Source organism: Sphingomonas sp. SDUR79, from assembly GCF_056821745.1.
This window is the reverse complement of the sequence record NZ_JBPDIN010000001.1, coordinates 1992495-2017753: the sequence shown is the minus strand read 5'-3', so window position 1 is coordinate 2017753 and position 25259 is coordinate 1992495. Positions and strand designations below refer to the sequence as shown.

The 25259-nt window shown below is 66.7% G+C and carries 24 protein-coding genes; 9 read left to right on the top strand and 15 right to left on the bottom strand.

Going from position 1 to position 25259, the window contains the following annotated elements:
• Positions 1–20 precede the first annotated feature (20 nt).
• Genes ACRYLO_RS09940 through ACRYLO_RS09930 form a run of 3 tightly spaced genes read right to left on the bottom strand, consistent with a single transcriptional unit; the run spans position 21 to position 3481 of the window.
• Entirely contained in the window at positions 21–1328 is a 1308-nt protein-coding gene (locus ACRYLO_RS09940) for a hypothetical protein (protein ID WP_482660001.1), read from the bottom strand.
• Positions 1329–1380: 52 nt separating this feature from the next.
• Positions 1381–1713 (bottom strand): hypothetical protein, encoded by a 333-nt coding sequence (locus ACRYLO_RS09935; RefSeq protein ID WP_482660000.1) that lies wholly within the window; start codon positions 1711–1713, stop codon positions 1381–1383.
• Between the two features lie 46 nt (positions 1714–1759).
• Entirely contained in the window at positions 1760–3481 is a 1722-nt protein-coding gene (locus tag ACRYLO_RS09930; RefSeq protein ID WP_482659999.1) for an OmpA family protein, read from the bottom strand.
• A 92-nt stretch (positions 3482–3573) separates the two neighbouring features.
• Between ACRYLO_RS09930 and ACRYLO_RS09925 the strand changes: the two genes are divergently transcribed.
• Complete coding sequence (locus ACRYLO_RS09925) at positions 3574–4413, top strand: oxygenase MpaB family protein (protein ID WP_482659998.1); 840 nt, start codon at positions 3574–3576, stop codon at positions 4411–4413.
• Between the two features lie 34 nt (positions 4414–4447).
• Positions 4448–5233, top strand: coding sequence for a hypothetical protein (locus ACRYLO_RS09920; RefSeq protein ID WP_482659997.1), 786 nt, complete (start codon positions 4448–4450; stop codon positions 5231–5233).
• Positions 5234–5284: 51 nt separating this feature from the next.
• On the opposite strand, the gene ychF is transcribed toward ACRYLO_RS09920, so the two are convergent.
• The 3 genes from ychF to ACRYLO_RS09905 form a co-directional block, all read right to left on the bottom strand.
• A complete protein-coding gene (gene ychF / locus ACRYLO_RS09915) occupies positions 5285–6385 on the bottom strand; it encodes a redox-regulated ATPase YchF (RefSeq protein WP_482659996.1) in 1101 nt (366 codons plus the stop codon).
• Positions 6386–6507: 122 nt separating this feature from the next.
• Positions 6508–6975: a glycine zipper 2TM domain-containing protein gene (locus ACRYLO_RS09910; protein WP_294017996.1), complete on the bottom strand. Its 468-nt coding sequence runs from the start codon at positions 6973–6975 to the stop codon at positions 6508–6510.
• Positions 6976–7053: 78 nt separating this feature from the next.
• Positions 7054–7653 carry a TIGR02466 family protein gene (locus ACRYLO_RS09905; protein ID WP_482659995.1) on the bottom strand — a complete coding sequence of 200 codons (600 nt, stop codon included), beginning with the start codon at positions 7651–7653 and terminating at the stop codon, positions 7054–7056.
• A gap of 122 nt (positions 7654–7775) precedes the next feature.
• Between ACRYLO_RS09905 and ACRYLO_RS09900 the strand changes: the two genes are divergently transcribed.
• The gene (locus ACRYLO_RS09900) at positions 7776–8315 is read left to right on the top strand and encodes a hypothetical protein (protein ID WP_482659994.1); all 540 of its coding nucleotides are present in this window, start codon (positions 7776–7778) and stop codon (positions 8313–8315) included.
• A 161-nt stretch (positions 8316–8476) separates the two neighbouring features.
• A complete protein-coding gene (locus ACRYLO_RS09895) occupies positions 8477–9499 on the top strand; it encodes a transferrin-binding protein-like solute binding protein (RefSeq protein WP_482659993.1) in 1023 nt (340 codons plus the stop codon).
• A 54-nt stretch (positions 9500–9553) separates the two neighbouring features.
• Here the strand turns inward: ACRYLO_RS09895 and pth are convergent, their stop codons facing one another.
• Positions 9554–10126, bottom strand: coding sequence for an aminoacyl-tRNA hydrolase (gene pth, locus ACRYLO_RS09890; protein ID WP_482659992.1), 573 nt, complete (start codon positions 10124–10126; stop codon positions 9554–9556).
• An 85-nt stretch (positions 10127–10211) separates the two neighbouring features.
• A complete protein-coding gene (locus tag ACRYLO_RS09885) occupies positions 10212–10832 on the bottom strand; it encodes a 50S ribosomal protein L25/general stress protein Ctc (protein WP_482659991.1) in 621 nt (206 codons plus the stop codon).
• A 167-nt stretch (positions 10833–10999) separates the two neighbouring features.
• Here ACRYLO_RS09885 and ACRYLO_RS09880 point away from each other — a divergent pair, with 167 nt between their 5' ends.
• Positions 11000–11350: a hypothetical protein gene (locus ACRYLO_RS09880; RefSeq protein WP_482659990.1), complete on the top strand. Its 351-nt coding sequence runs from the start codon at positions 11000–11002 to the stop codon at positions 11348–11350.
• A gap of 4 nt (positions 11351–11354) precedes the next feature.
• On the opposite strand, the gene ACRYLO_RS09875 is transcribed toward ACRYLO_RS09880, so the two are convergent.
• Positions 11355–12200 (bottom strand): TraB/GumN family protein, encoded by an 846-nt coding sequence (locus tag ACRYLO_RS09875; protein WP_482659989.1) that lies wholly within the window; start codon positions 12198–12200, stop codon positions 11355–11357.
• A gap of 81 nt (positions 12201–12281) precedes the next feature.
• Here ACRYLO_RS09875 and ACRYLO_RS09870 point away from each other — a divergent pair, with 81 nt between their 5' ends.
• The 4 genes from ACRYLO_RS09870 (at position 12282) to ACRYLO_RS09855 (ending at position 18902) form a co-directional block, all read left to right on the top strand.
• Positions 12282–13283 (top strand): glycine--tRNA ligase subunit alpha, encoded by a 1002-nt coding sequence (locus ACRYLO_RS09870; RefSeq protein ID WP_482659988.1) that lies wholly within the window; start codon positions 12282–12284, stop codon positions 13281–13283.
• Positions 13280–15412, top strand: coding sequence for a glycine--tRNA ligase subunit beta (glyS, locus tag ACRYLO_RS09865; protein ID WP_482659987.1), 2133 nt, complete (start codon positions 13280–13282; stop codon positions 15410–15412). The genes ACRYLO_RS09870 and glyS overlap by 4 nt, the downstream gene beginning before the upstream one ends.
• A 278-nt stretch (positions 15413–15690) precedes the next feature.
• A complete protein-coding gene (gene ppdK, locus ACRYLO_RS09860; RefSeq protein ID WP_482659986.1) occupies positions 15691–18354 on the top strand; it encodes a pyruvate, phosphate dikinase in 2664 nt (887 codons plus the stop codon).
• A gap of 5 nt (positions 18355–18359) precedes the next feature.
• A complete protein-coding gene (locus tag ACRYLO_RS09855) occupies positions 18360–18902 on the top strand; it encodes a chorismate--pyruvate lyase family protein (protein WP_482661715.1) in 543 nt (180 codons plus the stop codon).
• A gap of 9 nt (positions 18903–18911) precedes the next feature.
• On the opposite strand, the gene ACRYLO_RS09850 is transcribed toward ACRYLO_RS09855, so the two are convergent.
• From ACRYLO_RS09850 to ACRYLO_RS09825, 6 genes are all read right to left on the bottom strand, one after another.
• Positions 18912–19559, bottom strand: a complete 648-nt coding sequence (locus tag ACRYLO_RS09850; RefSeq protein WP_482659985.1) for a hypothetical protein — start codon at positions 19557–19559, stop codon at positions 18912–18914.
• A gap of 87 nt (positions 19560–19646) precedes the next feature.
• Positions 19647–20645, bottom strand: coding sequence for a type II secretion system F family protein (locus ACRYLO_RS09845; protein ID WP_294018008.1), 999 nt, complete (start codon positions 20643–20645; stop codon positions 19647–19649).
• 4 nt (positions 20646–20649) lie between these two features.
• Complete coding sequence (locus ACRYLO_RS09840) at positions 20650–21627, bottom strand: type II secretion system F family protein (RefSeq protein ID WP_482659984.1); 978 nt, start codon at positions 21625–21627, stop codon at positions 20650–20652.
• A gap of 45 nt (positions 21628–21672) precedes the next feature.
• Positions 21673–22956, bottom strand: coding sequence for a CpaE/TadZ family protein (locus ACRYLO_RS09835; RefSeq protein WP_482659983.1), 1284 nt, complete (start codon positions 22954–22956; stop codon positions 21673–21675).
• Entirely contained in the window at positions 22953–23591 is a 639-nt protein-coding gene (locus ACRYLO_RS09830) for a CpaD family pilus assembly protein (protein ID WP_482659982.1), read from the bottom strand. Before ACRYLO_RS09830 ends, ACRYLO_RS09835 begins: the two co-directional genes overlap by 4 nt.
• Before the next feature lie 18 nt (positions 23592–23609).
• Positions 23610–25259: a type II and III secretion system protein family protein gene (locus ACRYLO_RS09825; protein WP_482659981.1), complete on the bottom strand. Its 1650-nt coding sequence runs from the start codon at positions 25257–25259 to the stop codon at positions 23610–23612.

The following is a 25259-nucleotide window of genomic DNA, read 5'->3' as shown; positions in this document are numbered from 1 at the left end:
CTTTGGATGACGGTATCGAGTCAGTCGCCGAGCGTCAGCTTGGCGAATGCGGTGCCGCTCACCGGGCCTTTCCCATAATAGGGGTCGAGCGCGGCGGGCTTGGCATAGGCCGCAACCGACCCGCCCAGCGCCAGCGTTACCTTGTCGGCCAGCGGGATGCGATACGCATAGCCCCCCTCGAACCGCGCGACGCGGAACGGCTGGTCGTGCAGCGGATGGCTGTGCTCCGGGAACAGCTCGTCGTTGCGGACCAGTTCGGCGCGGCCGAAGAGGCTGTGCCGCGCGTCGATGTCCCAGTTCGCCTCCGCCACCCAGGCGCTGAGTGTGTCGCCGGGGATGCGGTTCTTGGCCGACCAGGCGAGCGTCGCGGACAGGCCACCGCGCGCGTAATGCACGCTGGCGGTGGTCCGCCCCTCGTCATTGCCGCCGTGCAGCGCCTCAGGGCTTTCGAGGCGGCCGTGGCTGACCTGCACCGCCCAATTGGGGGAGGGGGTGAAGGTCGCGCGCAGGCTCCACGAGTCGAGCTTGATGGGGTCGAAGCCCCAGCGCTCCTCGTCCGGCTCGCGGCCCTTGAACACCGACGCTTCAAGCTGGAACGGGCGCGTGCGCACGCCCGCCGTGACTACGCCATAAGTGATATGGGTCGAATCGAACCAGTGATGCGCGATCGGCGACATGGTCTGATAGCGCGCGGAGCGGCGGTGCATGAAGGCGGGCGGGCCGAGCGCCGGCTCACCGACCGGGCCGCCATAGACGAAGGCGGTCGCGCCGGGGGCGACATCGACCTCGACCCGCGCGGCAAGCTCCATGAACAGATCGTGCGGATGCTGGCGGTCGACCAGCGCGCGGCCATTGGCGGTCTCCCCCGCCGCGAACAGGTTCGGATAGCCGCGCTTGCCCATTAGCGGGTCGAGGCTGAACATGCCGCGCAGCTCGATCCGCGTGGAATCGCTTAGCGGGCGGCTGGCGGTGACCATGCCCACGCTCTGGACAAACGCCATGTCGTCGCCGCGCGGGCCGCCCTGGCTGGTCACCGCGCCCCAGGCATAGCCATGCGCCATCAGCATCCAGTCGCCCGTTGTCAGGTGCAGCCCGCCATGCTGACCGCCCTCTGCGGCGGGGAGCAGGGCGGTGCCCGAGGCGATCTGGGCGTTGGGGTTGGCCCCCTTGTCCTCCGGCATGGCGTGTTCGCCATGATGCTCGTGGTCGGTTTGCGCGGGCGCAGGCGCGGGCGTCGCGTGCTCGCCATGGTCGTGGTCCTGCGCTGCTGCAGTAACGGGCAGCGCCGTCGCCGCCAGCAGGGCGGCGAGCGTCGTTCGATAGGTCATCGTGATAAACTCCGTGAATGATCGGGAAGCGGGGGTCAGGCCCCGCGATCGATCACCCGCGCGGAGGGGGTGGCTCGGGCGTCAGCAGCGCGCCGACGATACCGCGCGCCGGGGCCGCAGCACCATGGATCGCGACCGGCGCAGGGGGTGGGTTGACCGCAGCAAATTTCAGCGTCGATGGCGCGATGCAGCCGACGCACATGGCATCGCCATACCCTTCCGGCCGCGGAGGCTCCGGCATATCATGCTGCGCCATCGGCATCGGCATCGCCATCCCGGCATGATCGCTCGCGGCCATCGGCGCATCGTGGCACGTCGGCATCGCCACGCTGGCGGGCAGGGCGCCCAGCAACAGCGCAACGGCAAGGATCAGGCGTGCGATCATCCCGCGCCCATAGCGGTTCGATCGGCTGGTAGGAAGAGCGTGCGGATCAGCGCGCCGGACCGATCACGATATCGACGCGCCGGTTGCGCCGTTCCGCCAGCCGGTCGGCGCGCGGTTGCACCAGCGGGCGTTCCTTGCCGAACGCCATCGTGACGATTGCGCCCGGTGGGACGCCTAGATGTTCGAGCGCGCGTTTGGCCGAGTCCGCCAGTCGCCCGGACAGCCCGATCGCATAGTCCCGCGTTCCGCCCATCTGGTCGACATGCCCGCTGACGGTGATCGTGCCGCCGACCCTGCGCCATGTCGCCGCCGCCCGCTCCAGCGCGGGCATCGCGCTGGAGGTGATGTCGGACCGATCGATGTCGAAATAGATGGCAAAGCTGCGCGCATCGTCCGGCCAGGTCGGCGGCGGTGTTTGTGCCGCGGACCAGGCGGTGCCGACCTTTTGCCGGAACACGTTTCTGAATGCACCCGCCGCCTGCACCACATCGCTGCGGCTCTCATCGCCCAGAATACGCTCGATCGCGCCAGTCGCGCCCTGCCGCACCTGTACCCATGCCGACGCGATCTGCGCGTTGCCATAGAGCCGCGCGAGCAGCGCCCGCGCCTCGATCACGTCGGCCGACCCCGCGCCGGGACCCCAGGCCTGCTGATCCAGAATGTTGGCGATATCGTCGAGTCGGGCAACATCGACGCTGCCGCTACGCAGTTCGGCGAAACCAAGCGCCAGCGCCGCGGTCGGATTGTCCGGTGCCAGTGCGACCGCCTCGCGGGCGAGCACGATTGCAGCCCGGTTCTCACCGCGATCCAGCAGGATCCGGGCGAGCAGCGCCTTGCGCTCTCCCTCCGCCTGATCCAGCAACCCGCGCTCGCCCTTTGCGATCGCCTCCTTGAGCCGGATGAACGCGCTGGCCTCCACACCCGCCGCCTCGAACCCGGCTTCGCCGATCGCGGCGACGGCCGCGTCGATTTGTGCAGCCGACAATCGCAGCGAGCCCCGCCGCGCGCGATCTGCAGCCCCGACGCGGATCGCTTCGGTAAGGCTCGCCTTGGCGGCATCGCTCCGACCCAGCTTGCGTTCTGCACGTGCGCGCAGGGTCAATGCACTGGCGCTGAGCTGGCCGATCCCGCGACCGGCACGCCTTTCGGTTGCCAGCACCTCGTCGGCAAGCAGGATTGTTTCGGCGGTGCGGCCGAGGCCGAAAGCGGTACGCGCAATGCCGAGCTTCATTGCCGCAAGCCGCGGATCGGTTGCGGCCAGCCGCGTCCGCAATGTGGCAAAGGCACCGGTTTGCATCGGTTCCACAGCAGTGAACTCACCCCATTTGCTGCGGCCGGCGCCAACATTGAACAGCGCGACGGCCGTGCGGGCGCGCGCGATCGGCGTTGCCGTCGGCGCGATCGGCTCGGATGACTCCGCCATCGCCTCATCATCCTGTGGCGAGGCCGCAGACGCGCCCGAAATGGCCTGCCGATCGGACTGGAGCACATCTGCCATGCCGGCAGCGGTGCAGCGCGCATCACAGGTCAGCGGAACGAAGGCATCGGCGTTCCAGTAGCCAGCCGCATAGAGCGCCCGCGCGAATGCGAGGAACGGCAGGGTCCGCCCATCGGCAGGCGCCGCGACCACGGTTTCGAGCAAGGGTGCCGGGTCGGCCGGGTCCGGCAACAGGTCCGCAACCATGCCGATATCGTCGGGCCGAACCTGGGCGTGAACGGCGAGCGGCGTCAGGATCAGGCACAAGCCGATGAACGGGCGCAAGTTCATCCATCCATCATGCGGCGGAGCCGGGGCTGCGGGAAGCGACAATTTCGGTCGGCCCTTCACGGCGCGGCATATCCACCCTAGCGTGATGCCCCATGGCTTCCGCCCCCTTCACCTTCGGACTGCGCAAGCGCCTGATCGGCGTGGTTCGCACCACGTTCAACGACCAACAGAAGGGCGAGACGCCGGTCGTGCGCAGCGACACGGCGCTGTTTCCGCGTGATAGCGTCACCTGGCGCGTCCATGGCGACGTCACCACGATGATGGTCGGCGGGGTTGCCTCGCTGCTCCTGCAGATGCTCCACCCGGCGGTGCTGGCGGGCGTGTGGGACCATAGCGCCTTCCGCAGGGACATGCTCGGTCGCCTGCGCCGCACTGCGCGCTTCATCGCCGAAACCACCTATGCCGATCGCGCCATCGCCGAGGCATCGATCGCGAAGGTGCGTGAAGTGCATGAGCGGATCGGCGGCACGCTGCCGGACGGCACACCCTATCGCGCCGACGACCCGCAACTGCTGGCCTGGGTGCATGTGACGGAGATGTGGAGCTTCCTTGCGGCGTGGCAGCGCTACGGCGTGCCGGTCAGCCGCGCCGAGGAGGATATCTATTTTGCCGAGACTGCGCGCGTCGCCGAGGCGCTGGGCGCGGACCCGGTCCCGCGCAGCCGGTTCGAGGCGGAGGAGCTGATTGCAGCGATGCGACCGCAATTGCTGGCCGATGACCGCACCCGCGAGGTCGCGCGCTTCCTGCTGAACCATCCCGCGCCGAATCTGGCCATGGCACCGGCGCAGACGGCGATCTTTGCCGCAGCGGTGGACCTGCTGCCCGATTGGGCGCGCGCGATGCACGGGCTTCAACGACCGCTGGTCGCATTGCCGCTGGTGCGCGGATCGACGCTGGCGATTGCGAAGACGTTTCGCTGGGCGTTTCACTAGCGGAACCGTTTTAGGACGGTTAGGTTGTCCGACCATGACCCAGACCGCTTCCGCCCGGAACAGCCATGTGCGTGCCATCGCCGCTTTGGTGTTCGCGCTCGCCCAGATCCTCGCCCCGCTGCTGCCGTCGATCGGCATCGGCAACCCGGTCGGCGAGCAGTCGGCGGATACGCAGACGCTGATCACCCCGGCGGGTTGGGCGTTCGCGATCTGGGGGCCGCTCTATTTCGGCACCTTGGTCTATGCCGTCTATCAGCTGCTGCCGAGCCATCGCGACAGCGAGTTGGTGCGCCGGATCGGCTGGCATTTTGCGTTCGCGGTGCTCGGGAACGCGCTGTGGGTGACCTATACCCAGCTGTGGAGCCTGAGCTTCCCGTCGGTGCTGATCATCGTATTTACGCTGGTGAACCTGCTGGCAATCCTGCGCATCTTCGCTGCCACGCCGGCGTTCAGCCTGGCCGAACGGCTGGCGGTCGTGTTGCCGCTCAGCGCGCTGGCGGGGTGGCTGACCGCCGCGACGATCGTCAACATCGCCGCCGCGCTCAACTTCCACGGCATCGCGCTGCCCGCATCGGCGCCGCTGATCTCGGCGGCGATCCTGATCGTCGGCGGCGTCATCGTCGCGGCGGCGTTGATCGGCACCGGCGGCAATCCCTGGTATCCGCTACCCTTCCTGTGGGCGCTGTTCGCGATCCACGAAAAGGCCGGGCGGACGGATCCCGACATTGCCACCGCGACGATCGTCGCGGGGCTGCTGGTCATCGCGACATTGAGCGTGACACTGGCCAATGCCGAACGGCGGAGGCGGTATCTCGGCTGACGCGATCGATTAGAGTCGTTTTCAGCGAAGCTGCCAGATCGAAAACGACTCTTAGACGTTGAAGCGGAACAGCATCACGTCGCCGTCCTGGACGACATATTCCTTGCCTTCCGAGCGCAGCTTGCCGTTGTCGCGCGCGCCGGTTTCGCCGTTGAACTTGACGTAATCGTCGAACGCGATGGTTTCGGCGCGGATGAAGCCGCGTTCGAAATCGGTGTGGATTTCGCCCGCTGCCTGCGGAGCCTTCGCCCCGACATGGGTGGTCCAAGCGCGCGCTTCCTTTGGCCCCACGGTGAAGAAGGTCAGCAGGTGCAGCAGCGAATAGCCGGCGCGGATCACGCGGGTCAGGCCGGTTTCTTCCAGCCCCAGCTCGGCGAGGAACTCGCCGCGCTCTTCGGCGGGCATGGTCGCGATCTCGGCCTCAATCGCGGCGGAGACGACGACGGCCTGCGCACCCTCGGCCTTGGCCTTTTCGAATACCCGCGCGGAATAGTCATTGCCGTCGGCGGCGTGTTCTTCGTTGACGTTGCAGACATAGAGCACCGGCTTGGCGGTGATCAGCTGTGCCTGCTTGAGCACGCGTTCCTCTTCGACGTCATTGGGTTCGACCAGCCGGGCGGGCTTGCCCTCACGCAGCAGGTCGAGCGCCTTGCCCAGCACGGTCGCGGCGATCTTCGCTTCCTTGTCGCCCTGTGCCGCCTTTTTCTGAAGGTTCGGCACGCGCTTTTCGAGGCTTTCGAGGTCCGACAGCATCAGCTCGGTCTCGACCGTCTCGGCGTCGGCAATCGGATCGACCTTGTTGTCGACATGCTGGATGTCGTCATTCTCGAAACAGCGCAGAACGTGGACGATCGCGTCCACCTCACGGATGTTGCCGAGGAACTGGTTGCCGAGCCCTTCGCCCTTGCTCGCGCCGCGCACGAGCCCGGCGATGTCGACAAAGCCGAGCTGGGTTTCGATGATTTTGGCCGATCCGGCGATCTTTGCCAGCGCGTCCAGCCGGTCGTCGGGCACGGCGACATTGCCGACATTCGGCTCGATCGTGCAGAAGGGATAGTTGGCCGCCTGTGCCGCCGCAGTCTGCGTCAGCGCGTTGAACAGCGTCGATTTGCCGACATTGGGAAGGCCGACAATGCCGCAGCGAAAGCCCATGGGTCTCTTGGTCCTGTGATCCGGGAAAGGCGCGCAGATACGCCGGAGACAGGGAAAAGACCAGCCCATGAAAAGGCCCGCCGGTAACGCGACCGGCGGGCCCTGTTCATGTTGTCATGCGATCAACGGCAGCGCACGTTGCCGCGCTCGATCTCCCGGCCCAGCACCGCGCCGCCAGCGCCGCCCAGGATCACGCCGAGCACGTCGCCATTGCCGATCGCGCCGCCCAGAATGCCGCCGAGTGCCGCACCGACGACCAGGCCGGTGGTGCCGTCGCTGCGGCGGCAATAATAGCGATTGTCACGGCCGCGATAGATGCGGTCCTGACGGCTCAGGCGGCGCTCGCTGTAGCGACCCGGACGATAGGCGCGTGAGGGTTCCCAGTTGCGGTCACGGCGGTCGCCCTGCCAGCGATAATCAGCGCGCCGATCGCGACGCTCACCGTAACGGCGGTCGCGCCGTTCGTTATACTCGCGGTCCCGTTCGCGCTCGCGCTCCTGCCAGCTCTGCGCCGACGCCGTCGTGGTCATCAGGGCGGTGCTCGGCACGGCGAGCGACAGCGCCAACAGTGCGAAAAGGCTCTTACGCATGGTCATTCTCCAGAAGGACAGGCAGCCCAATCGATTCAGGAGCGAAATGGTTCCGCGTGCACGCAGCGCGCGACGCGCTCAGCGATAGTTGAAGCTGACGCTGATCCGCTCGCTCTTGCCGGCATGCGGGGTCACTTCGTGCCGTAGCCAGCTTTCCCACAGGAAGATGCTGCCGGGGGCGGGCTGGGCATAGACGAAGGTCTGAAGGTCCTCCGGCGCGTCGGGACGGCGGGGCGGGGCGGCCATCAGCATCGGAAGGCGCGGATCCTCCAGCTTGAGCGCGCCTACCCCCGGCGGCACCTCGACATAGATGGTGCCCGAGACGACGCTATGCGGGTGGATATGCCCCGAATGGGTGCCGCCGGGCTTGAGGACGTTCACCCACAGGCTGTCGAGCTTCAGCTTGCGCGACAGGTCCAGCGCGCAGGCATCGGCAAAGCGCGCGACATGGCGGTTGAGATGGCGGACGAGGTCGGCAAAGCGCGGGTCGCGGTCGGGCAGGTCGTTGAGCGAGGCGTAGCTGGTATAGCCGCGATAGCCATGGTCCTTCGACCAGCGCTGTCCGGCACGGTCGTGTTCCGCAAGGTCGCGGCAGGAATCGGCCAGTTCGGCGAGCAACGCGGCGTCGTCGAGCTCAGTTTGCGAAAAGCGGGTTGCGAACAGCGTCTTGATCGTCATCCCGCCCGCACAGCATGGACGCGGGGTCGGCGCAAGCGCCTGCGGTCGACCCAGTACGGTTGACAGGGCGTGGCGCGGCGTCAAAGTCGCGCGATCGACGAACAGGGTAGGACATCAACCCCATGAAGACATTCGCAATCCTGGCACCGCTGGCGATGATCGCGCTGGCCGGATGCGGCGACAATGGTGCCCAGGAAAAGGCAGCTGCCGAAGCCAAGGCGAAGGCCGAGGAACAGCGCAAGGCGCGTGACCTGCAGGACAAGCTGGCGCTCAATGTGCGTTGCTATGCGGCGGTGAAGTGGCAGCAGCGGCTGCTCGACAGCCCGTTGCCCAAGAGCATGGCGGGCGGCGCGGAGCCGTTCCTGACCTATTATCGCGGCATGATCGAAAAGACGCTGGGCGATCAGGTGATCCCCGCCGATCCGCCCAAGCCCGAACTGTCCAAGGCCAATCTCGATACCTATCTCGACTGGGCGGTGAAGGACCAGGTCGACACCAACTTCACCAAGGGCGACCGCGCTCAGGCGCACGCACAGGTGACGACGTGCCTGCAAAGCGGGGCGGAGTTCGGCGGGGTCGGACCGATGGCGAAGCTGAACCCGGCGGAGCGGTTCGGCAAGGTGCAGCAGCTGCGCGGCCTGCTCAGCCAGCTGGGCAACTGACGCGGTTATCGGCCGATGCGGCGAATCCCGTATCGGCGGTCTTCCGTTTCGCGGCCAGCCACGCTACCGCAGCACATTGAGTGGTCGTGGCAACGCGGCCTGTTCATCCCGGGTAAAGGCGCGAAACGCCTTCCAGACGGCCACGTTACAGGAGTCGCAGTATGATTCGCCGTTCCATCCTGATTGCCAGCACCGCAGTTGTTCTGGTCGTAGCCGGCTGCAGTGGCGGCGATGACGGCGCTACGCCGACCCCCACGCCGACGTCGACCGCTTCTCCGTCGCCGTCGCCGACCGCCGCCCCGACCTATGCGGCGCTGCCGCTCGCGGCAGCTGCCGAGTTCTTCACCGTGAGCGCGGCGATGAGCTATACCGGCGATGCCACCGCCGGTCCGGTGACGCTGGGCGCGGCGGGTACCGACGGCTTCTCGAACCGCGTCCGCCTGGCGCTGCAGAGCACGGCGACGACCGCTGCGACCACCGAAACCGTGGTGCGTGAAGCATCCGAAGAGTCGCGCTTCACCGGCGCCGACCTGCTGACCGTGCCTGCGGCCGGGGTCACCGAATATGTCTATCGTGAGAGCACTGCGCCGACCACGGCGGGGGCCTTCACCCAGCTTGAGCTCTACAACAACACGATCCGCAACCCTGCGACCCCGGATACCGCTCCGGCAGGGTATCTGACGACGTTCACGCGGTCGAGCTACGCCGCCTGGTGGCGCGGTGACAGCACCGCCGGTGCGAAGCGGGTCACCTATGGCACCTTCGGCTATCCGACGGTTTCGACCGACCTGCCGACCACCGGCACCGCGACCTACACGACGACCGTTGCGGGTCGCGCGGTGATCTCGCCCGCGGCAGGCGCCAGCTCGGTCGACAAGCTGACCGGGACGGTGACCGTGTCGGTCAACTATGCGACCGGCCTCGTGACCGTGACGATGGACCTCAGCCGCGTCACTGCGGGCGGCAACGTCGCTTATGGCACCTTCACCGGCACCGGCGCGATTCCGGTGGGCAGCACGCAGTTCACCGGCAGCTTCGGCCCGGGCAGCACGGTTGGCGGCACCTTCCAGGGTGTGGCGTACGGGTCGCAGGCCGCCGAGCTCGGCATCAGCTTCGCGCTGAGCGGTGCGGTGGCTGCGGGCGACAGCCGCGCGGTGGGCGTGGTGCTTGCCAAGAAGAACTGATCTGACTCGATCGAACGAAAAAGGCCGGGGCGACCCGGCCTTTTTTGTGTCCGCTCAGCTGCGCTGCAATCGCAGCGCGATGTCGTTCATGAACCGCGCATCGTCGCCCTTGGCCAGCCACTCGGCCTCCGCCGCAATCGCGCCGAGCAGGTCGCTCAGATCCTCGATCTCCACCTTGGCGTAATTGCCGAGGACATATCCGGTGACGCGGTCCGTGTGTCCCGGATGGCCGATGCCGATGCGGACGCGGCGGAACTCGGCGCCGATATGCGCGATGGCGCTGCGGATGCCATTCTGCCCCGCCGCGCCGCCGCCGCGCTTCACCTTGACCTGGAACGGGGCAAGGTCGAGCTCGTCATGGAACACCGTGACCGCTTCCGGCTCCAGCTTGTAGAAGTCGAGCGCCGCGCGGATCGCCCGGCCGCTTTCGTTCATATAGGTCGCGGGCTTGAGCAGCAGGATCTTGTCGCCGCCGATCCGCCCTTCCTGCAGCCAGCCCTGGAATTTCTTCGCGGGCGCGGAAAAGCCATGCACTTGGGCGATGGCATCGGCCGCCATGAAGCCGACATTGTGCCGGTTCATCGCATAATCGGGGCCGGGATTGCCGAGGCCAACCCAGAGCTGCATCGCATTACCTTTTCACAAACGAAGAGCGCCCCCGCACATGGGGTGCGGAGGCGCTCGTAATCGATCGGCAGATGCCGCGAAAGGCTTACTCGCCTTCTGCCGCCTCTTCCGCGTCCTCAGCCCCTTCGGACTTCAGCGCCGCCGGGGTGGCGATGGTTGCGATGGTGAAGTCGCGATCGTCGATCGCGCTCGCCACGCCCTTGGGCAGCGTGACGGCCGAGATGTGCAGCGAATCGCCAAGCTCGAGGCCCTTGAGCGAGATCGTGATTTCGCTGGGAATCTCGGCTGCGTCGCACACCAGCTCCAGCTCGTGACGGACGATGTTGAGCACGCCGCCCTTCTTCAGGCCGGGCGACTCTTCTTCGTCGGCGAACACGACCGGCACCGCGACGGTGATCTGGGCGTGTTCAGAGATGCGCAGGAAATCGACATGGACCGGACGTTCGGTCACCACGTCGAGAGCGACGTCCTTGGGAATCGTACGGATCACCTTGCCGCCCAGACCCTCGATCATCACGAGCGAGTTCATGAAGTGGCCGGTGTGCAGCGCCTTGTACAGCGCGCGCTCATCCAGGTGGATGCTGGTCGGTTCCTGATTGTTGCCGTAGATCACGGCGGGGACGCGGCCTTCACGACGCAGCGCCCGGGAGGCTCCCTTGCCAACCCGGTCGCGCGTCTCGGCCGACAGCGTAAGCGTGTCGCTCATATGTCGTTCCAATGCGCTAAAGTGTTTCGTTCATCGGTCAGACCTCCAGGGATGACCCTGACCGAAGCGCGCGCCTATAGGGAAGAGGGCGGGGAAGTGCAACTGTTGCTTGACGCGGGGCCCTCCTCACGTTGACCTGCGGTGAGCACGAATCGGGGGAGGCGCGAATGAAAATCGGAACGCTTTGGCAAAAGGCGGCGCTGCTTGTCGGACTTTGCGCCGCTGTGCCGACGATGGCGCAGGACCGGTGCCGCCCGACGAGCGCGGATTTGCGCGTTGTGCCGATCGTTTCAATGGGACCTGGCGCACTTGCGGCAGTTACGATCTGTTACACGGGTGATCGCTTCGCGAATAACGGGCTGGGGATCCATGTCGACGGGCAACTCGTCATGACCCAACGCGAAAAGGGAACGTGCGGGACAGTCTCCGGCCGCGTCATCAGTGTCCAGGCGCTTGGCTACGGTCAGGCAGCTTTGACGCTGAGCTACTGCGTTGATTACGTCTCGTTGCGTCCCTGATCGATCAATACACCACCCGCTCGACCTTCAGTCCCCGCTCGCCCAGCAGCGCCTGCACGCTGCCCTTGCCGGCGAGATGCCCCGCGCCGACCGCGACGAACACTGTCCCCGGCTGTCCCATCCGCGCCGCGACCCAGTCGGCAAAGCGCGCATTGCGCCGCGCGATCAGCGCCTCGGCGACCTCCGGCGACGCCAGGGCGCCGCGATTCATTTCCGCCCCGACGCTTTCGGCATCGCCCTTGGCCCAGGCGGCGACGAATTTGTCGAGCCGTGCCTTGGTGCCGGGGAGCGCCTTGACCGTCTCGTCGAGCATCGCGCTCTGTGCCGCGCCCGACAGGCCGTCGAACAGCATCAGCTGCCCGCGCGCTGATTCCAGCGCCTTGATCGGCTTGCCCGCATCCTCAGCCGCCTCGGACAAGGTCGCCTCGACCCCGTTGCCGCTGTCATAGCCCGCTTTCTTCACCGCCAGCTGCGCCAGCGTCAGCGCCGCCAGCCACGGCTCCTGCTTGTCGATCGCGCCGGCGGGCATGCCGAGGTCACGCGCCGCCGCATCGACCTCCGGCGCGAAGGGCGGGCCGCCGCGCGTGCCGAGTTGTGCGGTCAGCGCGGCGATCGCCTGCGGGTCGGGCTTCGCAATCTCCAGCACCACTTCGTCGCTCGCGTCGAATGCCTCGCGGACGCCTTCGTCGAACCAGTGCATCCGGGGTTTGAGGACGTGGACGGTGCCGAAGAGGTAGATGGTCGTGTCCGCATCCTTGACCACCCACAGGGCCGGGTCGGCATCCTCGCCGAACAGCGAACAGCTGGAGAGCATCAGGGCGGCGAGGGGGGCGATCAGGCGTTTTAACATGATCGCCCCTCCAAAGCCGTCCGCGCCGCCCGCGTCAACCGCAGTTGACCGCCCTTCGCCCTTTCGCCAAAGCCCGGCACCATGACCACGCCGCTCAGCTTCCAGGGCATGATCCTGCGCCTCCATGATTATTGGAGCCAGCGCGGCTGCCTGATCCTTCAGCCCTATGACATGCGCATGGGTGCGGGCACGTTCCACACCGCGACGACGCTGCGCGCGCTCGGGCCGGAGCCGTGGAACGCCGCGTTCGTCCAGCCGTGCCGCCGCCCGACCGATGGCCGCTATGGCGAGAACCCCAACCGGCTGCAGCATTATTACCAGTATCAGGTGATCCTGAAGCCCAGCCCGCCCGACCTGCAGGAACTGTATCTGGGCAGCCTGACCGCGATCGGCATCGATCCGCTCAAGCACGACATCCGCTTTGTCGAGGATGACTGGGAATCGCCGACGCTCGGCGCCTGGGGCCTGGGCTGGGAAGTGTGGTGCGACGGGATGGAGGTGACGCAGTTCACCTATTTCCAGCAGATGGGCGGCTTCGACTGCAAGCCGGTCGCGGGCGAGCTGACCTACGGGCTCGAACGCCTCGCAATGTACATCCAGAACAAGGACAGCGTGTACGATCTGGCGTTCAACGATGCCCCAAAATCCCCCTCCCGCTCGCGGGAGGGGCTAGGGGAGGGCCTGTCCACAAGCGACGCCCTTTCCGTGACAGGCCCTCCCCCGACCCCTCCCGCAAGCGGGAGGGGAGTGTTCACCTATGGCGACGTGTTCCTCGAGAACGAACGCCAGATGTCGAAGTATAATTTCGAGGTCGCCGACACCGACACGCTGTTCGAAGGCTTCCGCAAGGCGATGGCCGAGTGCGAGAATTGCCTGACCAACAACGTCCCCATCGCCGCCTATGAACAGGCGATCGAGGCGAGCCATCTGTTCAACCTGCTCCAGGCGCGCGGCGTCATCTCGGTCGCCGAGCGTCAGGCCTATATCGGCCGCGTCCGCGATCTCGCGAAGGGCAGCTGCGAGGCGTATATCGAACATATGAAACCCGACTGGAGCGCCAAGTATCCGGAGTGGTCGCTGTGACGGACTTCCTCCTCGAACTCCGCTCCGAAGAAATCCCCGCGCGGATGCAGGACAAGGCGCGCGAGGATCTTGCCCGCCTGTTCACCGCCGAGCTGGACAAGGCTGGCCTGAAAGCCGGTGCGCTGGTCACCTATGCGACGCCGCGCCGCCTGACGCTGATCGCGCGCGACCTGCCCGAGCAGACCGCGGCGGTGAGCGAGGAGCTGAAAGGCCCGCCCGCTGACGCGCCCGATGCGGCCATCGACGGCTTCCTGCGCAAGGCCGGGCTGACCCGCGACGCGCTGGAGACGCGCGACGTCAAGGGCCGCGCGACCTTGTTCGCGGTGATCGACAAGCCGGGCCGCGCGACGGCGGACGTGCTGGCAGAAGCGATCCCGGCAATCGTGCGCGCCTTCCCCTGGCCCAAGTCGATGCGCTGGGGCGAAGCGTCGCTCAGCACCGAGAGTCTGCGCTGGGTCCGCCCGCTGCAGGGCATCGTCGCGCTGCTCGGCGAAAGCGTGGTGGCGTGTGAGGTTGCGGGCGTACAGTCCGGTTCCGTCACCGTCGGCCACCGCTTCCACCATCCCGACGCGATCACGATCACCAGCGCCGCAACCTATGTCGAACAGCTGCGCGACGCATACGTCATCGTCGACCAGAATGAGCGCCGCGCGACCATCGCGGTCGGCGCAAAGCTGGCGGCGAACAAGGCCGGCCTGACCCTGGTCGAGGACGAAGGGCTGCTGATCGAGAATGCGGGCCTGACCGAATGGCCGGTGCCGCTGCTCGGCCGCTTCGACGAAGCGTTTCTCGACGTCCCGCCCGAGGTGATCCAGCTCACCGCGCGCGTGAACCAGAAATATTTTGTCTGCACAAATGCCGATGGCAAGCTCGCCAACGCCTTCATCTGCACCGCGAATATCGACGCGGCAGATGGTGGCGAGCGGATCGTCGCGGGCAACCAGAAGGTGCTCGCCGCACGGCTGAGCGATGCGCGCTTCTTCTACGAAACCGATCGCAAGACGAAGCTGGATGACCTGCATCCGAAGCTCGAAAAGATCGTCTTCCATGAAAAGCTCGGCACCGTCGCCGACAAGGTCGACCGCGTCGCGAAACTCGCGCGGTGGTTGGCCGAGGAAGGGATCGTCAAGGCGGACCCGGACCTCGCCGAACGCGCCGCGCGGCTGGCCAAGGCCGACCTCGTCACCGGCATGGTCGGCGAATTCCCCGAGCTGCAGGGCCTGATGGGCGGCTATTACGCTGCCGCACAGGGCGAAGACCCGGCCGTCGCCACCGCGATCCGCGACCATTACAAGCCGGTCGGGCAGGGCGACCAAGTGCCCACCGCGCCGGTCACGGTGGCGGTCTCGTTGGCGGATAAGCTGGATACGATCGTTAGCTTCTTCGAAATTGGAGAGTTCCCGACGGGCTCGAAGGATCCGTTCGCGCTTCGACGGGCGGGCATCGCTGTGCTAGGTTTGCTTTCCAAAAACGCGGCTCGTCTCCCATTCTTTTCGCTGTTCAAAGCGTTCTCACCTGGTCGACTGTCGGACGAGCAAAACGTGCAGTATAGTGGGTTGCTCAGCTTCCTCGCCGACCGCCTCAAGGTCCAGCAGCGCGAAGCCGGCGTCCGTCACGACCTGATCGACGCAGTGTTCGCGCTGGGCGGGGAGGATGACCTCGTCCGCTTGCTCGCGCGCGTCCATGCGCTGCAGGCGTTCATGGCGACCGAGGATGGGGCGAACCTGCTCGCCGGGTACAAGCGTGCGGCGAATATCCTGAAGAAGGAAGGTTTCGTCGCCCCGGCGCAGGCCGGGGCCGCCAGCAATGGCGCGACGCAGGAGCCCCTGGCGGCCCCGGCCTTCGCCGGGGCGACGGCTCCACTGTCCTACACGCCCGAACCCGCCGAAGCTGCGCTGATCGCCGCGCTCGACGTTGCCGAGCCGAAGGCGGCGGCTGCGGTCGAGGCGGAGGCGTTTGCAGGCGCGATGGCGGCGCTCGCGACGCTGCGTGCGCCGATTGATGCGTTCTTCACCGATGTGACCGTCAACGACAGTGATCCCGACAAGCGCACCGCGCGGCTGGCGTTGCTCGCGCGGATGCGGGATGCGGTGCATCGCGTGGCGGATTTCGGGAGGATCGAGGGGTAGGGACAACATAATGCTCCCCCGCAAGGGGGAGGTGGCGCCGAAGGCGACGGAGGGGGAGGGCGGCTGCGTCCTTTCCGCTCATGCGGCAACCCTTCCTCCCCCTCCGTCACGCTGCGCGTGCCACCTCCCCCTGGCGGGGGAGGATTGCGAAACTCCGCTCCCCCCACCCGCAAATTTCACACCGCTGTAGCATTTCTTCCCCCTGACAACGGGGGACAAGCCCTTCCCCCTTGTTCGCACCTGCGGTAGGCGCGGCCCAAGTCACGGAAGGGGTTTGAATGACTCGCTATGTGTACCGCTTCGGCGGGAATGTTTCCGACGGCGGCCAGGGGGACAAGAACCTGCTCGGCGGCAAGGGCGCGAACCTCGATGGGATGGCGTCGATCGGCCTCCCGGTCCCTCCCGGCTTCACCATCTCGACCCCGGTCTGCGCGCTTTATTACGACAATGGCGAGAGCTTTCCCGACAGCCTGAAGGCGGAGGTCGCGACCGGCATCACCCATATCGAGGGGGTGACCGACAAGATCTTCGGCGATGCGGCGGACCCGCTGCTCGTCTCGGTCCGCTCGGGCGCGCGGGTGTCGATGCCGGGGATGATGGACACCGTCCTCAACCTTGGCCTCAATGACGACACCGTGGTTGGCCTTGCGACGATCAGCGGCGACGCGCGCTTTGCGTGGGACAGCTATCGCCGCTTCATCCAGATGTATTCCGACGTGGTGCTCGAACTCGATCATGGCCGGTTCGAGGAAGCGCTGGAGATCGCCAAGGAGGATCGCGGCTACACCCTCGATACCGAGATGACCGCCGCCGACTGGCAGACGCTGGTCGAGGAGTACAAGGCGATCGTCGTCGAACTATGGGGCAAGCCGTTCCCGCAGGATGTGCACGACCAGCTATGGGGCGCGATCGGCGCGGTGTTCGGATCGTGGCAGTCGGAGCGCGCGAAGGTCTATCGCCGCCTCAACGACATTCCCGGCGACTGGGGCACGGCGGTCAACGTCCAGGCGATGGTGTTCGGCAATATGGGCGACACCTCGGCCACCGGCGTCGCCTTCACCCGCGACCCCGCGACCGGCGAGAACGCCTATTATGGCGAGTTCCTGATCAACGCGCAGGGCGAGGACGTCGTCGCCGGCATCCGTACGCCGCAATATCTGACACGGGCGGCGCGTGAGCGGGCCGGGGCCAAGCCGCTGTCGATGGAAGAGGCGATGCCGGAGGCCTATGCCGAGCTGGCGCGCGTGTTCGACCAGCTCGAGCGCCATTATCGCGACATGCAGGATATCGAGTTCACGGTCGAGCGCGGCAAATTGTGGATGCTCCAGACCCGCTCGGGCAAGCGCACCGCGAAGGCGGCGCTGAAGATCGCGGTCGACATGGCCAATGAAGGGCTGATCACCCGTGACGAGGCGATCCTGCGCGTCGATCCCTCGGCGCTCGATCAGTTGCTCCACCCGACGCTCGACCCCAATGCGCCGCGCGACGTGCTGACCAAGGGGCTTCCGGCTTCGCCCGGCGCAGCATCGGGCATCGCGGTGTTCGACAGCGATACGGCCGAGAAGCGCGCTGCCAATGGCGAGGCGGTGATCCTCGTCCGCGTCGAGACCAGTCCGGAAGACATTCACGGCATGCACGCGGCCAAGGGCATCCTGACCGCGCGTGGCGGCATGACCAGCCATGCCGCGGTGGTCGCGCGCGGCATGGGCCGCCCCTGCGTCTCCGGCGCTGGCACGCTGTCGATCAAGGCGTCCGAGGGCGTGATGCGCATCGGGTCGCGTGAGGTGCGCGAGGGCGAGGTGCTGACGATCGACGGTTCGACCGGCGAGGTGATGCTGGGCGCCGTCCCGACGATCCAGCCCGAACTGGCCGGGGATTTCGGCACGCTGATGGTGTGGGCGGATGAGGTCCGTCGCCTGAAGGTCCGCACCAACGCCGAAACGCCGCTCGACTGCCGCACCGCGCGTGAGTTCGGTGCGGAGGGCATTGGCCTGTGCCGGACGGAGCATATGTTCTTCGACGCGGCGCGCATCACTGCAGTGCGCCAGATGATCCTGGCGAGCGACGAAGCCGGGCGCCGCGCCGCGCTCGACAAATTGCTGCCCGAGCAGCGCAGCGACTTCATAGAGATTTTCGAGGTGATGGTCGGGCTGCCCTGCACCATCCGCCTGCTCGATCCGCCGCTGCACGAATTCCTGCCGCACGAGGAATCGGAGTTCGAGGAAGTGGCCAAGGCCGCCGGGCTCGATGTCGAAACGCTGCGCCGCCGCGCCGCCGAACTGCACGAGTTCAACCCGATGCTCGGCCATCGCGGCTGTCGCCTCGGCGTCACCTATCCCGAAATCTACGAGATGCAGGCGCGCGCGATCTTTGAGGCGGCGTGCGTCGTCGCGGAGAAGTCCGGCGCGGCACCGGTGCCGGAGGTGATGATCCCGCTGGTCGGCACCAAGCGCGAGCTGGAGCTGATGAAGACCGTCGTCGATCGCGCCGCGCAGGCGGTGTTCGCCGAACAGGGGCGGACGATCGACTATCTCGTCGGCACGATGATCGAGCTGCCCCGCGCCGCATTGCGCGCCGGGGACATTGCCGAGGTCGGTGAGTTCTTCAGCTTCGGCACCAATGACCTTACGCAAACGACGCTGGGCGTCAGCCGTGACGATGCCGGGCGGTTCCTGACCACTTATGTGGAGAAGGGCATCTACGCCCGCGATCCGTTCGTCAGCCTGGATGTCGAGGGCGTGGGCGAGCTGATCAGCATTGCCGCCGAACGTGGGCGGGCGACCCGGCCAGATATCAAGCTCGGCATTTGTGGCGAGCATGGCGGGGATCCCGCTTCGATTGCGTTCTGTGAGGAAACCGGGCTCGATTACGTCTCCGCCTCGCCCTATCGCGTGCCGATCGCGCGGCTGGCGGCGGCGCAGGCGGCGTTGCGGGCGCGGTGAGTGCAATGGCGCTGGCCGCGATCCTGATCGAGGCCGTCGCCGCCGCGCAGATGACGCCGGTCGAGCGCCTTAATGCCGAGCTGTTGGCTGCCCGCACTGCCACCGGCGTGCTGGAGGCGCGCTGCGCCGCGCTCGGCCTTGCCGATCCGCCGCGCGTGCGGGCCGAGGTGAAACGCGGGCGCGTGGTCGCCAGCGCCTCGCCCGCGCGGACGCGGCTGAAGGTCGGCAAGGGTGAGATGCTCGGCTATCGCCGCGTGCGGTTGATGTGCGGGACGCATGTCCTGTCGGAAGCGGTCAATTGGTATGTCGCGAGCCGGTTGACGCCGGAGATGAACGCGGCGCTCGATGGCAGCGACGTGCCGTTCGGCCGCGTGATTTTGCCATTATCGCCGCGGCGCGAGACTTATTCGACCTGGAAGCTGCGCCCCGGCCGGGTGCCGCCAGGCGGCGTCGTCCTGCGCCATCGCGCCATCGTCCTCGACGGCGAGGGGCGCCCCCTCGCCGCCGTGGTCGAGCATTATCAGCAGGTGTTGCTGGGCGGAAACTGACCCTTCGCCTCAGTCGTGCGGTCGCGGGTCGGCCCGGACATGCGGCGGCAGCCAGTCATTGCTGGGCTGCGCTTCGCTCACGCTTCCTGCTGGCTCGCCTTGATCATGCGTTCCCGGCGCAGCTGAATCCGCTCCGCCCGCAGCTGCCGGCGCTGGGCTCTCTGCCGCTGGAAAGGTGGCCACGGGTGAAGCCGGGGCGACCTCCTCCTGCACGGGGGCAGGCGCTGGGGTGGGATCGACCGGCTGCGCTTCGACCGTGCCCATCGGCAGCGGGGGCGGGGGCGGACCTTCGGGGATCCAGCTGGCTTCGGGCTCCGGAGCGGGAGCGGGTTCGGCGGCGGCCTTTTGCTCGGCGGCTTCGTGCGCGCGTTCGATCAGCGTGGGCGCGGCGGCAGCTGTGGCGGCGGCGGCGACCACCGGCGCAGCCGATGGCGCGGGCCGCGAGTCGCGCAGTTCGCGCTCAAGGTCGCGGATGCGAATCTGGGCGTTCCACAATTCGCCCTCATCGCGGTCGCGTGCGCTGGCATAGTTCAGCTCGGCTTCCTCAAGCTGGCGTTTCCATTTCTTGCCGCCCGAACTGCTGGCCAGTCCAAAGAGCCAACCGGCGATCAGCGTAAAGCCGAGCGCCGCCCATTCCGTGGGCGTGGTGAACAACATGGTTGCGTCTCCCCGTTTCGCGTTCGAAACAGGTTAACCAAAGCGGAAGCTCAATGCCACCCGCCGAATCGGCGGACGTCGGGAAGTTCAACCCGTCAACAACGCGTCGTTGATCGAGCAGGCGGCGGGCCCCAGAATGACGACGAACAGCACCGGCAGAATGAACAGAATCAGCGGCACGGTCATGATCGCGGGCAGGCGCGCGGCCTTTTCCTCGGCGCGCATCATGCGTTCGTTGCGGAACTCCGCCGACAGCACGCGCAGCGCCGAGGCGAGCGGGGTGCCGTATTTCTCGGTCTGGATCATCGTCGTGACGACCCCGCGGACCGAATCGAGGTCGATGCGCGTCGCCAGATTTTCAAAGGCCTGGCGGCGATCGGTGAGGAAGCCGAGTTCGATCGCGGTGAGCGAAAATTCCTCGCCAAGTTCGGGATAGGCTTTGCCCAGTTCGCGCGCGACGCGGCCGAATGCGGCGTCGACGGTGAGTCCCGCTTCGGCACAGATCACCAGCAGGTCGAGCGCGTCCGGAATGCCCTTGCGAATCGCGCTGGACCGCTTCTGGATCTTGTTCTTGAGGTAGATATCCGGCGCCTTGTAGCTCAGGATCGCGCTGCCCGCGACGAGGCCATAGGCCTTGAGCGGGGTCCAGTCCGAGAACATTTCGGTGCCGTAGACGAGGAACACCATCGTCCCGCCGATCACGATCGGCAGGACCAGGCGGCCGAAAATGACCGCGACGGCATAGTCCTTGGACCGGATGCCGGCCTGCATCAGCTTGATCTGTGCGGTCTTGACCTGCGAATCCTGCAGCACCTTGAGCGAGGACAGGAAGTCGCGAATGCGGTCGGTCGTCGCGTTTTTCTGCACCAGCTTGGCGCGGCGCTTGCTGGTCGACGCGGTGATGCCGGCCTTTAACTGTTCGCGGCGTTCGTTGAGCGCCTTGACGCGCTTGGCCATCGGGTCGCGCACCGATGCCGCAGCATAGATGGCGAGCAGCACACTGAACGCGGCGATGCCGGCCAGGATCGTCGCGACGTAGAACACGTCGACGCCGAGCAGAGTGGGGCCGGTGGGGGTGGTGATCATATCATCAGATCTCGAAATTGATCATCTTGGCCATGATGAAGGCCCCGATGCCCATCCAGATGATCCCGCCGCCACCCGCGACCATCAGCCGCGGATCGATGAAGAAGCCCTGCATATAGGTGTCATTGATCGTCCAGATCATGCCGAACACGATGAAGGGCAGGGCGCCGATGATATAGGCCGACGCCTTGGATTCGGACGACATCGCCTTGATCTTCAGCTTCATCTGGCTGCGCTTGCGTAGCACCTCGGCAAGGTTGGCGAGCGTTTCGGCGAGGTTGCCGCCGGTCTCACGCTGGATCGCGATCGTGATGCAGAAAAACTGGAATTCGGGCGTACCGAGCCGATCGGCGGTCTCCTGCAGCGCCTGATCGAGCGTGCGGCCGATCTTCATCTTGTCGCTGATCGAGCGGAATTCTTCGCCGACCGGGCCATCGACTTCGGCACCGACGACGCCGATCGTCTCGGTGATCGGCAGGCCTGAGCGCAGGCCGCGCACGAGCAGTTCGATCGCGTCGGGGAATTTGGCGGTAAATTTGGCGATGCGGCGGCTGATCAGAAAGCCGACTGCCATGTGCGGGACGCCGCCGCCGACGACGACGCCGATCAGCAGTGCGAGTGCGACGGGCAGTCCCTGGACCATCAGCGCACCGGCGATCACGACGGCGATACCAACCGATGCCATCCCATATTGCCCGACCGACCAGTTCTTGCCGGTCATGGCCAGTCGTTTGCCGAGCTGGGCAGGGTTGGGCAGCAGACGCGCCGCCGCATTGTCCATCCGGGTCGCGCGACCGGTGGAGATGCGGCGCAGCTGCGCCTCGACCGCGCCCGCGCCGACGACACCGGCATGGCGGTCGCGCAGCGAGGTCAGCCGGCGCGCGCCGGCGTTCTTTGCCGATGGCCCGGAAAAGGCGAGGATGAGCAGCGCCAGCACCGTGAAGGTGCCGCCCGCCAGCATCATCATCGGGAGCAATTCCACCCTTTTACGCCTCCGGAACTAGGCACCGGCCGCAGCCGGCGCCGGTTATGCCTTCGCCTTGCGGGCGAGCTTCATCGAACTGGTCAGCTTGCCGAGCAGCGAGCCGCCCTTGCTGGACTTGCCCTTCGCCTTGTCGCTGCGGCCTTCCTCACCCGCGTCGGTGATTGCGATCACGCGCGCGGCGATTTCGGCGAGCGGGGCGAGCGCCTTGACGTTCTTGCCCGCCTCAGCAAGCGGCTTGCCGAGCTTGGCGGCCTGCACCGCGGTCTTGGTGTCGAGCGGGATCAGATAGTCGATCTTGCGCTCGATCGAGCCCTCAAAGTCCTTGCGGCTGATCTCGAGCGCGCCCGTGGGGACGCGGTTGGCGACGATGATCAATTGCGTGTGCGGCGCGTTCGACTTGAACCAGCTGATGATGCGGATCGCGTCGCGCGCGGCGGCGAGGGTCAGTTCGCTCACCAGCACCGCCACCTGCACGTCGGAGATGAGGTGCGGGTAGTTGACGAGCATCGAACGCGGCAGATCGACGACCGTGCATTCGAACGCGCTGCGAATCTCTTCCTGCAACTGGAAGAATGCCGCGCCATCGGTCATCACCGGCGAGTTGATCGGGGCCTCGGCCGACAGGACCGACAGCTTGTCCGACGCCTTGACCATCGCGCGTTCGATGAACAGTCCGTCGATGCGGCTGGGGTTTTCGATCGCGTCGGTCAGGCCGCGGCCGGGCTCCAGGTCGAGCGTCAGTGCGCCGGTGCCGAAATGCACGTCGAGGTCGAGCAGCGCGGTCGTGCGGTCGCTCTTCTCGCTCATCAACCAGGCGAGCGAGGTCGCCAATGTGGAGGCACCGACGCCGCCGCGCGTCCCGATCACGGCGACGGCGCAATGCGGACGGTCGGACGACGCATCGACATGCTTTGGCGCGCTGAGCATCGCCTGCGCATGGACGAAGGCTTCGCGCATCACATCGGGGTTGAGCGGCTTGAGCAGATAATCCTGAATGCCCGATGCGACGAGGTCGCGGTACAGGCGCACGTCATTGACCTGGCCCGACGCGATCACGACGGTGCCCGGCTCGCACACTTCGGCAAGCGCGTTGATGTCGTTGAGCGGATCGCCGCTTTCGGACAGGTCGACGAACAGGATGTTCGGGCTGGCCGAGACCGACAGCGTCTGCACGGCGTTGCGCAGGCCGCCCTTGTTGACCTTGTCGGGGTTCCAGCCCTGTTCGATCGCGATCGGGCGGATCGCCTCGGCGGTGGTCTCGTCGCACACGAACGCGACAAATGGCTCGCGATGGGCGGCGCGCTGGGGGTTGAAGGGCGCGTTCACTGTCCGCCTCCCCCCGTGCCTTCGGATTTGACCGTGGTACCACCGGTGCCCGTCGGAGCGGCCTCGCGCAGTGCCTTGATCGATTTGGTAATCTGGGCCGGATCGGCGGTGGGAGAGCCGGGCTCACCCCGCACCAGATCCTCGGGCCGCGCGACCATTGCGGCGAGGTTGCCGTTGACCGCGCAGCCATAGCCCGAGCTGGTCTTGCCCGCAAAGCTGCCTTCGCCGGTGTCGCGGCGATCGGGGCAGCCGGGGACGCTGGCCTTCATTCGGCTGACAATCACGCGGACCATGCCGGGCTGGACCGCACCGGCGGTGACCGGGGCGGGCCCGGACAGCAGCACGCCATAGCGCGCCGCTTCGCTCGCCACCTGCCGCGACGCACCGGTGTTGCCGGGATCGTCGACATAGACGCGGTCGCCATAGCCAAGCCGCAGCGAAGCGAGCCAGCCGGCGACCCGCGCCTGCTCACCCGATGCCAGATAGCTGCCATCGGTGGCCGCATCGAACACATAATCGGTTCGGGCGACGACCGGCTGGTTGGCCGATTCGAGGCCCGGTGCGCTGCCTGCGCCGCATGCGGACAACAGGCTGGCCGCAGCGGTCAGAAAGAGGATCGTATTACGCTTCGACATGGTCGTTCCTCGCCGCGATCAATTGAATCCGAAACCCGGTGCGGGGGCCGCACCACGCTTGCGCCTATCTTTTGAGCTGTCTTTGCTGTCGCCCTTGGGTGCCGGCTGCTGCGCCGGGGTAGCGATCGGCTGGACCGGTTCCGGACGTGGTTGTGGGCCGGGCTGGACGGGCGTGGTTGCTCCGAGCGCCGGCTCCGCACCCACCGGCGGGGCCATTTGCGGCGTCGGGCGCTTGCCGTCCCGGTTCGATCCGCCGAGACGGCCGAGCAACACGCGTTCGGCATCGTCGGGCGCTTTATAGCCGTCGGTCGGCAGCGCGATCTGATTGCCGTCGACCGGCTTGACCAAATAGGGGGTGATCACGATCACCAATTCGGTCTCGTTACGCTTGAACCCGTTCGAGCGGAACAGCGCGCCGAGTACGGGCACGTTGCCCAGCCCCGGGGTCTGGTCGATCGAATTGTCGTGCGAATTCTGGAGCAGGCCGGCGATCATCAGGCTCTGGCCCGACCCCAGCTCGACCGTCGTTTCCGCGCGGCGGGTGGTGAGCGCCGGGATCTGCACCCCGCCGATGGTCACCGATCCTGCCGCCGACAGCTGCGACACTTCCGGGCGGACGCGCAGCGAGATGCGGCCATCGGCCAGCACGGTCGGGGTGTAAGCCAGGCTAACGCCATATTGCTTATATTCGACCGAGACTGCGCCGAGCCCCTGGCTCACCGGAATCGGGATTTCGCCGCCGGCGAGGAACGATCCGGTCTCGCCCGACAGGGCGGTCAGGTTCGGATTGGCCAGCGTCGACACCTGACCATTGGTTTCGCCAAGGTCGAGCGCGCCGAGGATGTCGAGCCCGAACAGCTTGCCGAGCCCGCCGATCGTGGTGCGTCCCGGTCCCGGCGTGACCGCCGTGCCCGGCGCCTGAACTAGCGTGCCGGTGATCGGGTCGATCGTGTAACCGGTGACCGTGCCTCCCACACCGAGCGGAAGGCGGGGATCGTTAGTCCAGGTCGTCGCGGGCTGACGCCCGCTGCCGATGCCGAACTTGAACCCGCCCGTCCCGTCGAGCGTGGTGAAGTTGCTGCCGATATTCTTGGCGAAGCTGCGGCTCACTTCCGAAATGCGGACCTGAAGGTTCACCTGCAGCGGGGTTGCGGTCTTGAGGCGCGACAGCACCTTGGTTTCATCGCCGACAAAGGCCTGCGCCAGCCGCTCGGCTTCGGCGGCGTCCTGCGGCGCGGCGACGGTGCCGGTGAGCAGCACGAAGCCGTTCATCGTTGTCGCGGTGATGTCCGATTCGGGCATTGCCGTTTCGAGCATCCCCTGCACGCTGTCGAAATTGTTGCCGACGCGGATGGTCGATGAATAGATCACCTTGCCCGTCTTGGTCGTCGCATAGACGGTCGTCTCACCCGCCTTTTTGCCGAACACCCACAGCTGGGTCGGCGAGCGCACCTGAACGTCGGCGACGTTCGAGTCGGCGACGAAGATGTCGGACATGGGCGCGGTGAGCGTGACCAGACGCCCGCGGCCGGTCGCGATCTGAACCGTCTCGCGCGGTGCGGCATGGACCGTCTGCGCCAGCACCGGCGCCGGAAGCGTTGCCGCCGGCATCGCCAGCACGGCAACTGCCGCGAGCGCTCCGCCGAGCTTGTTTCCCCTCACACGCAT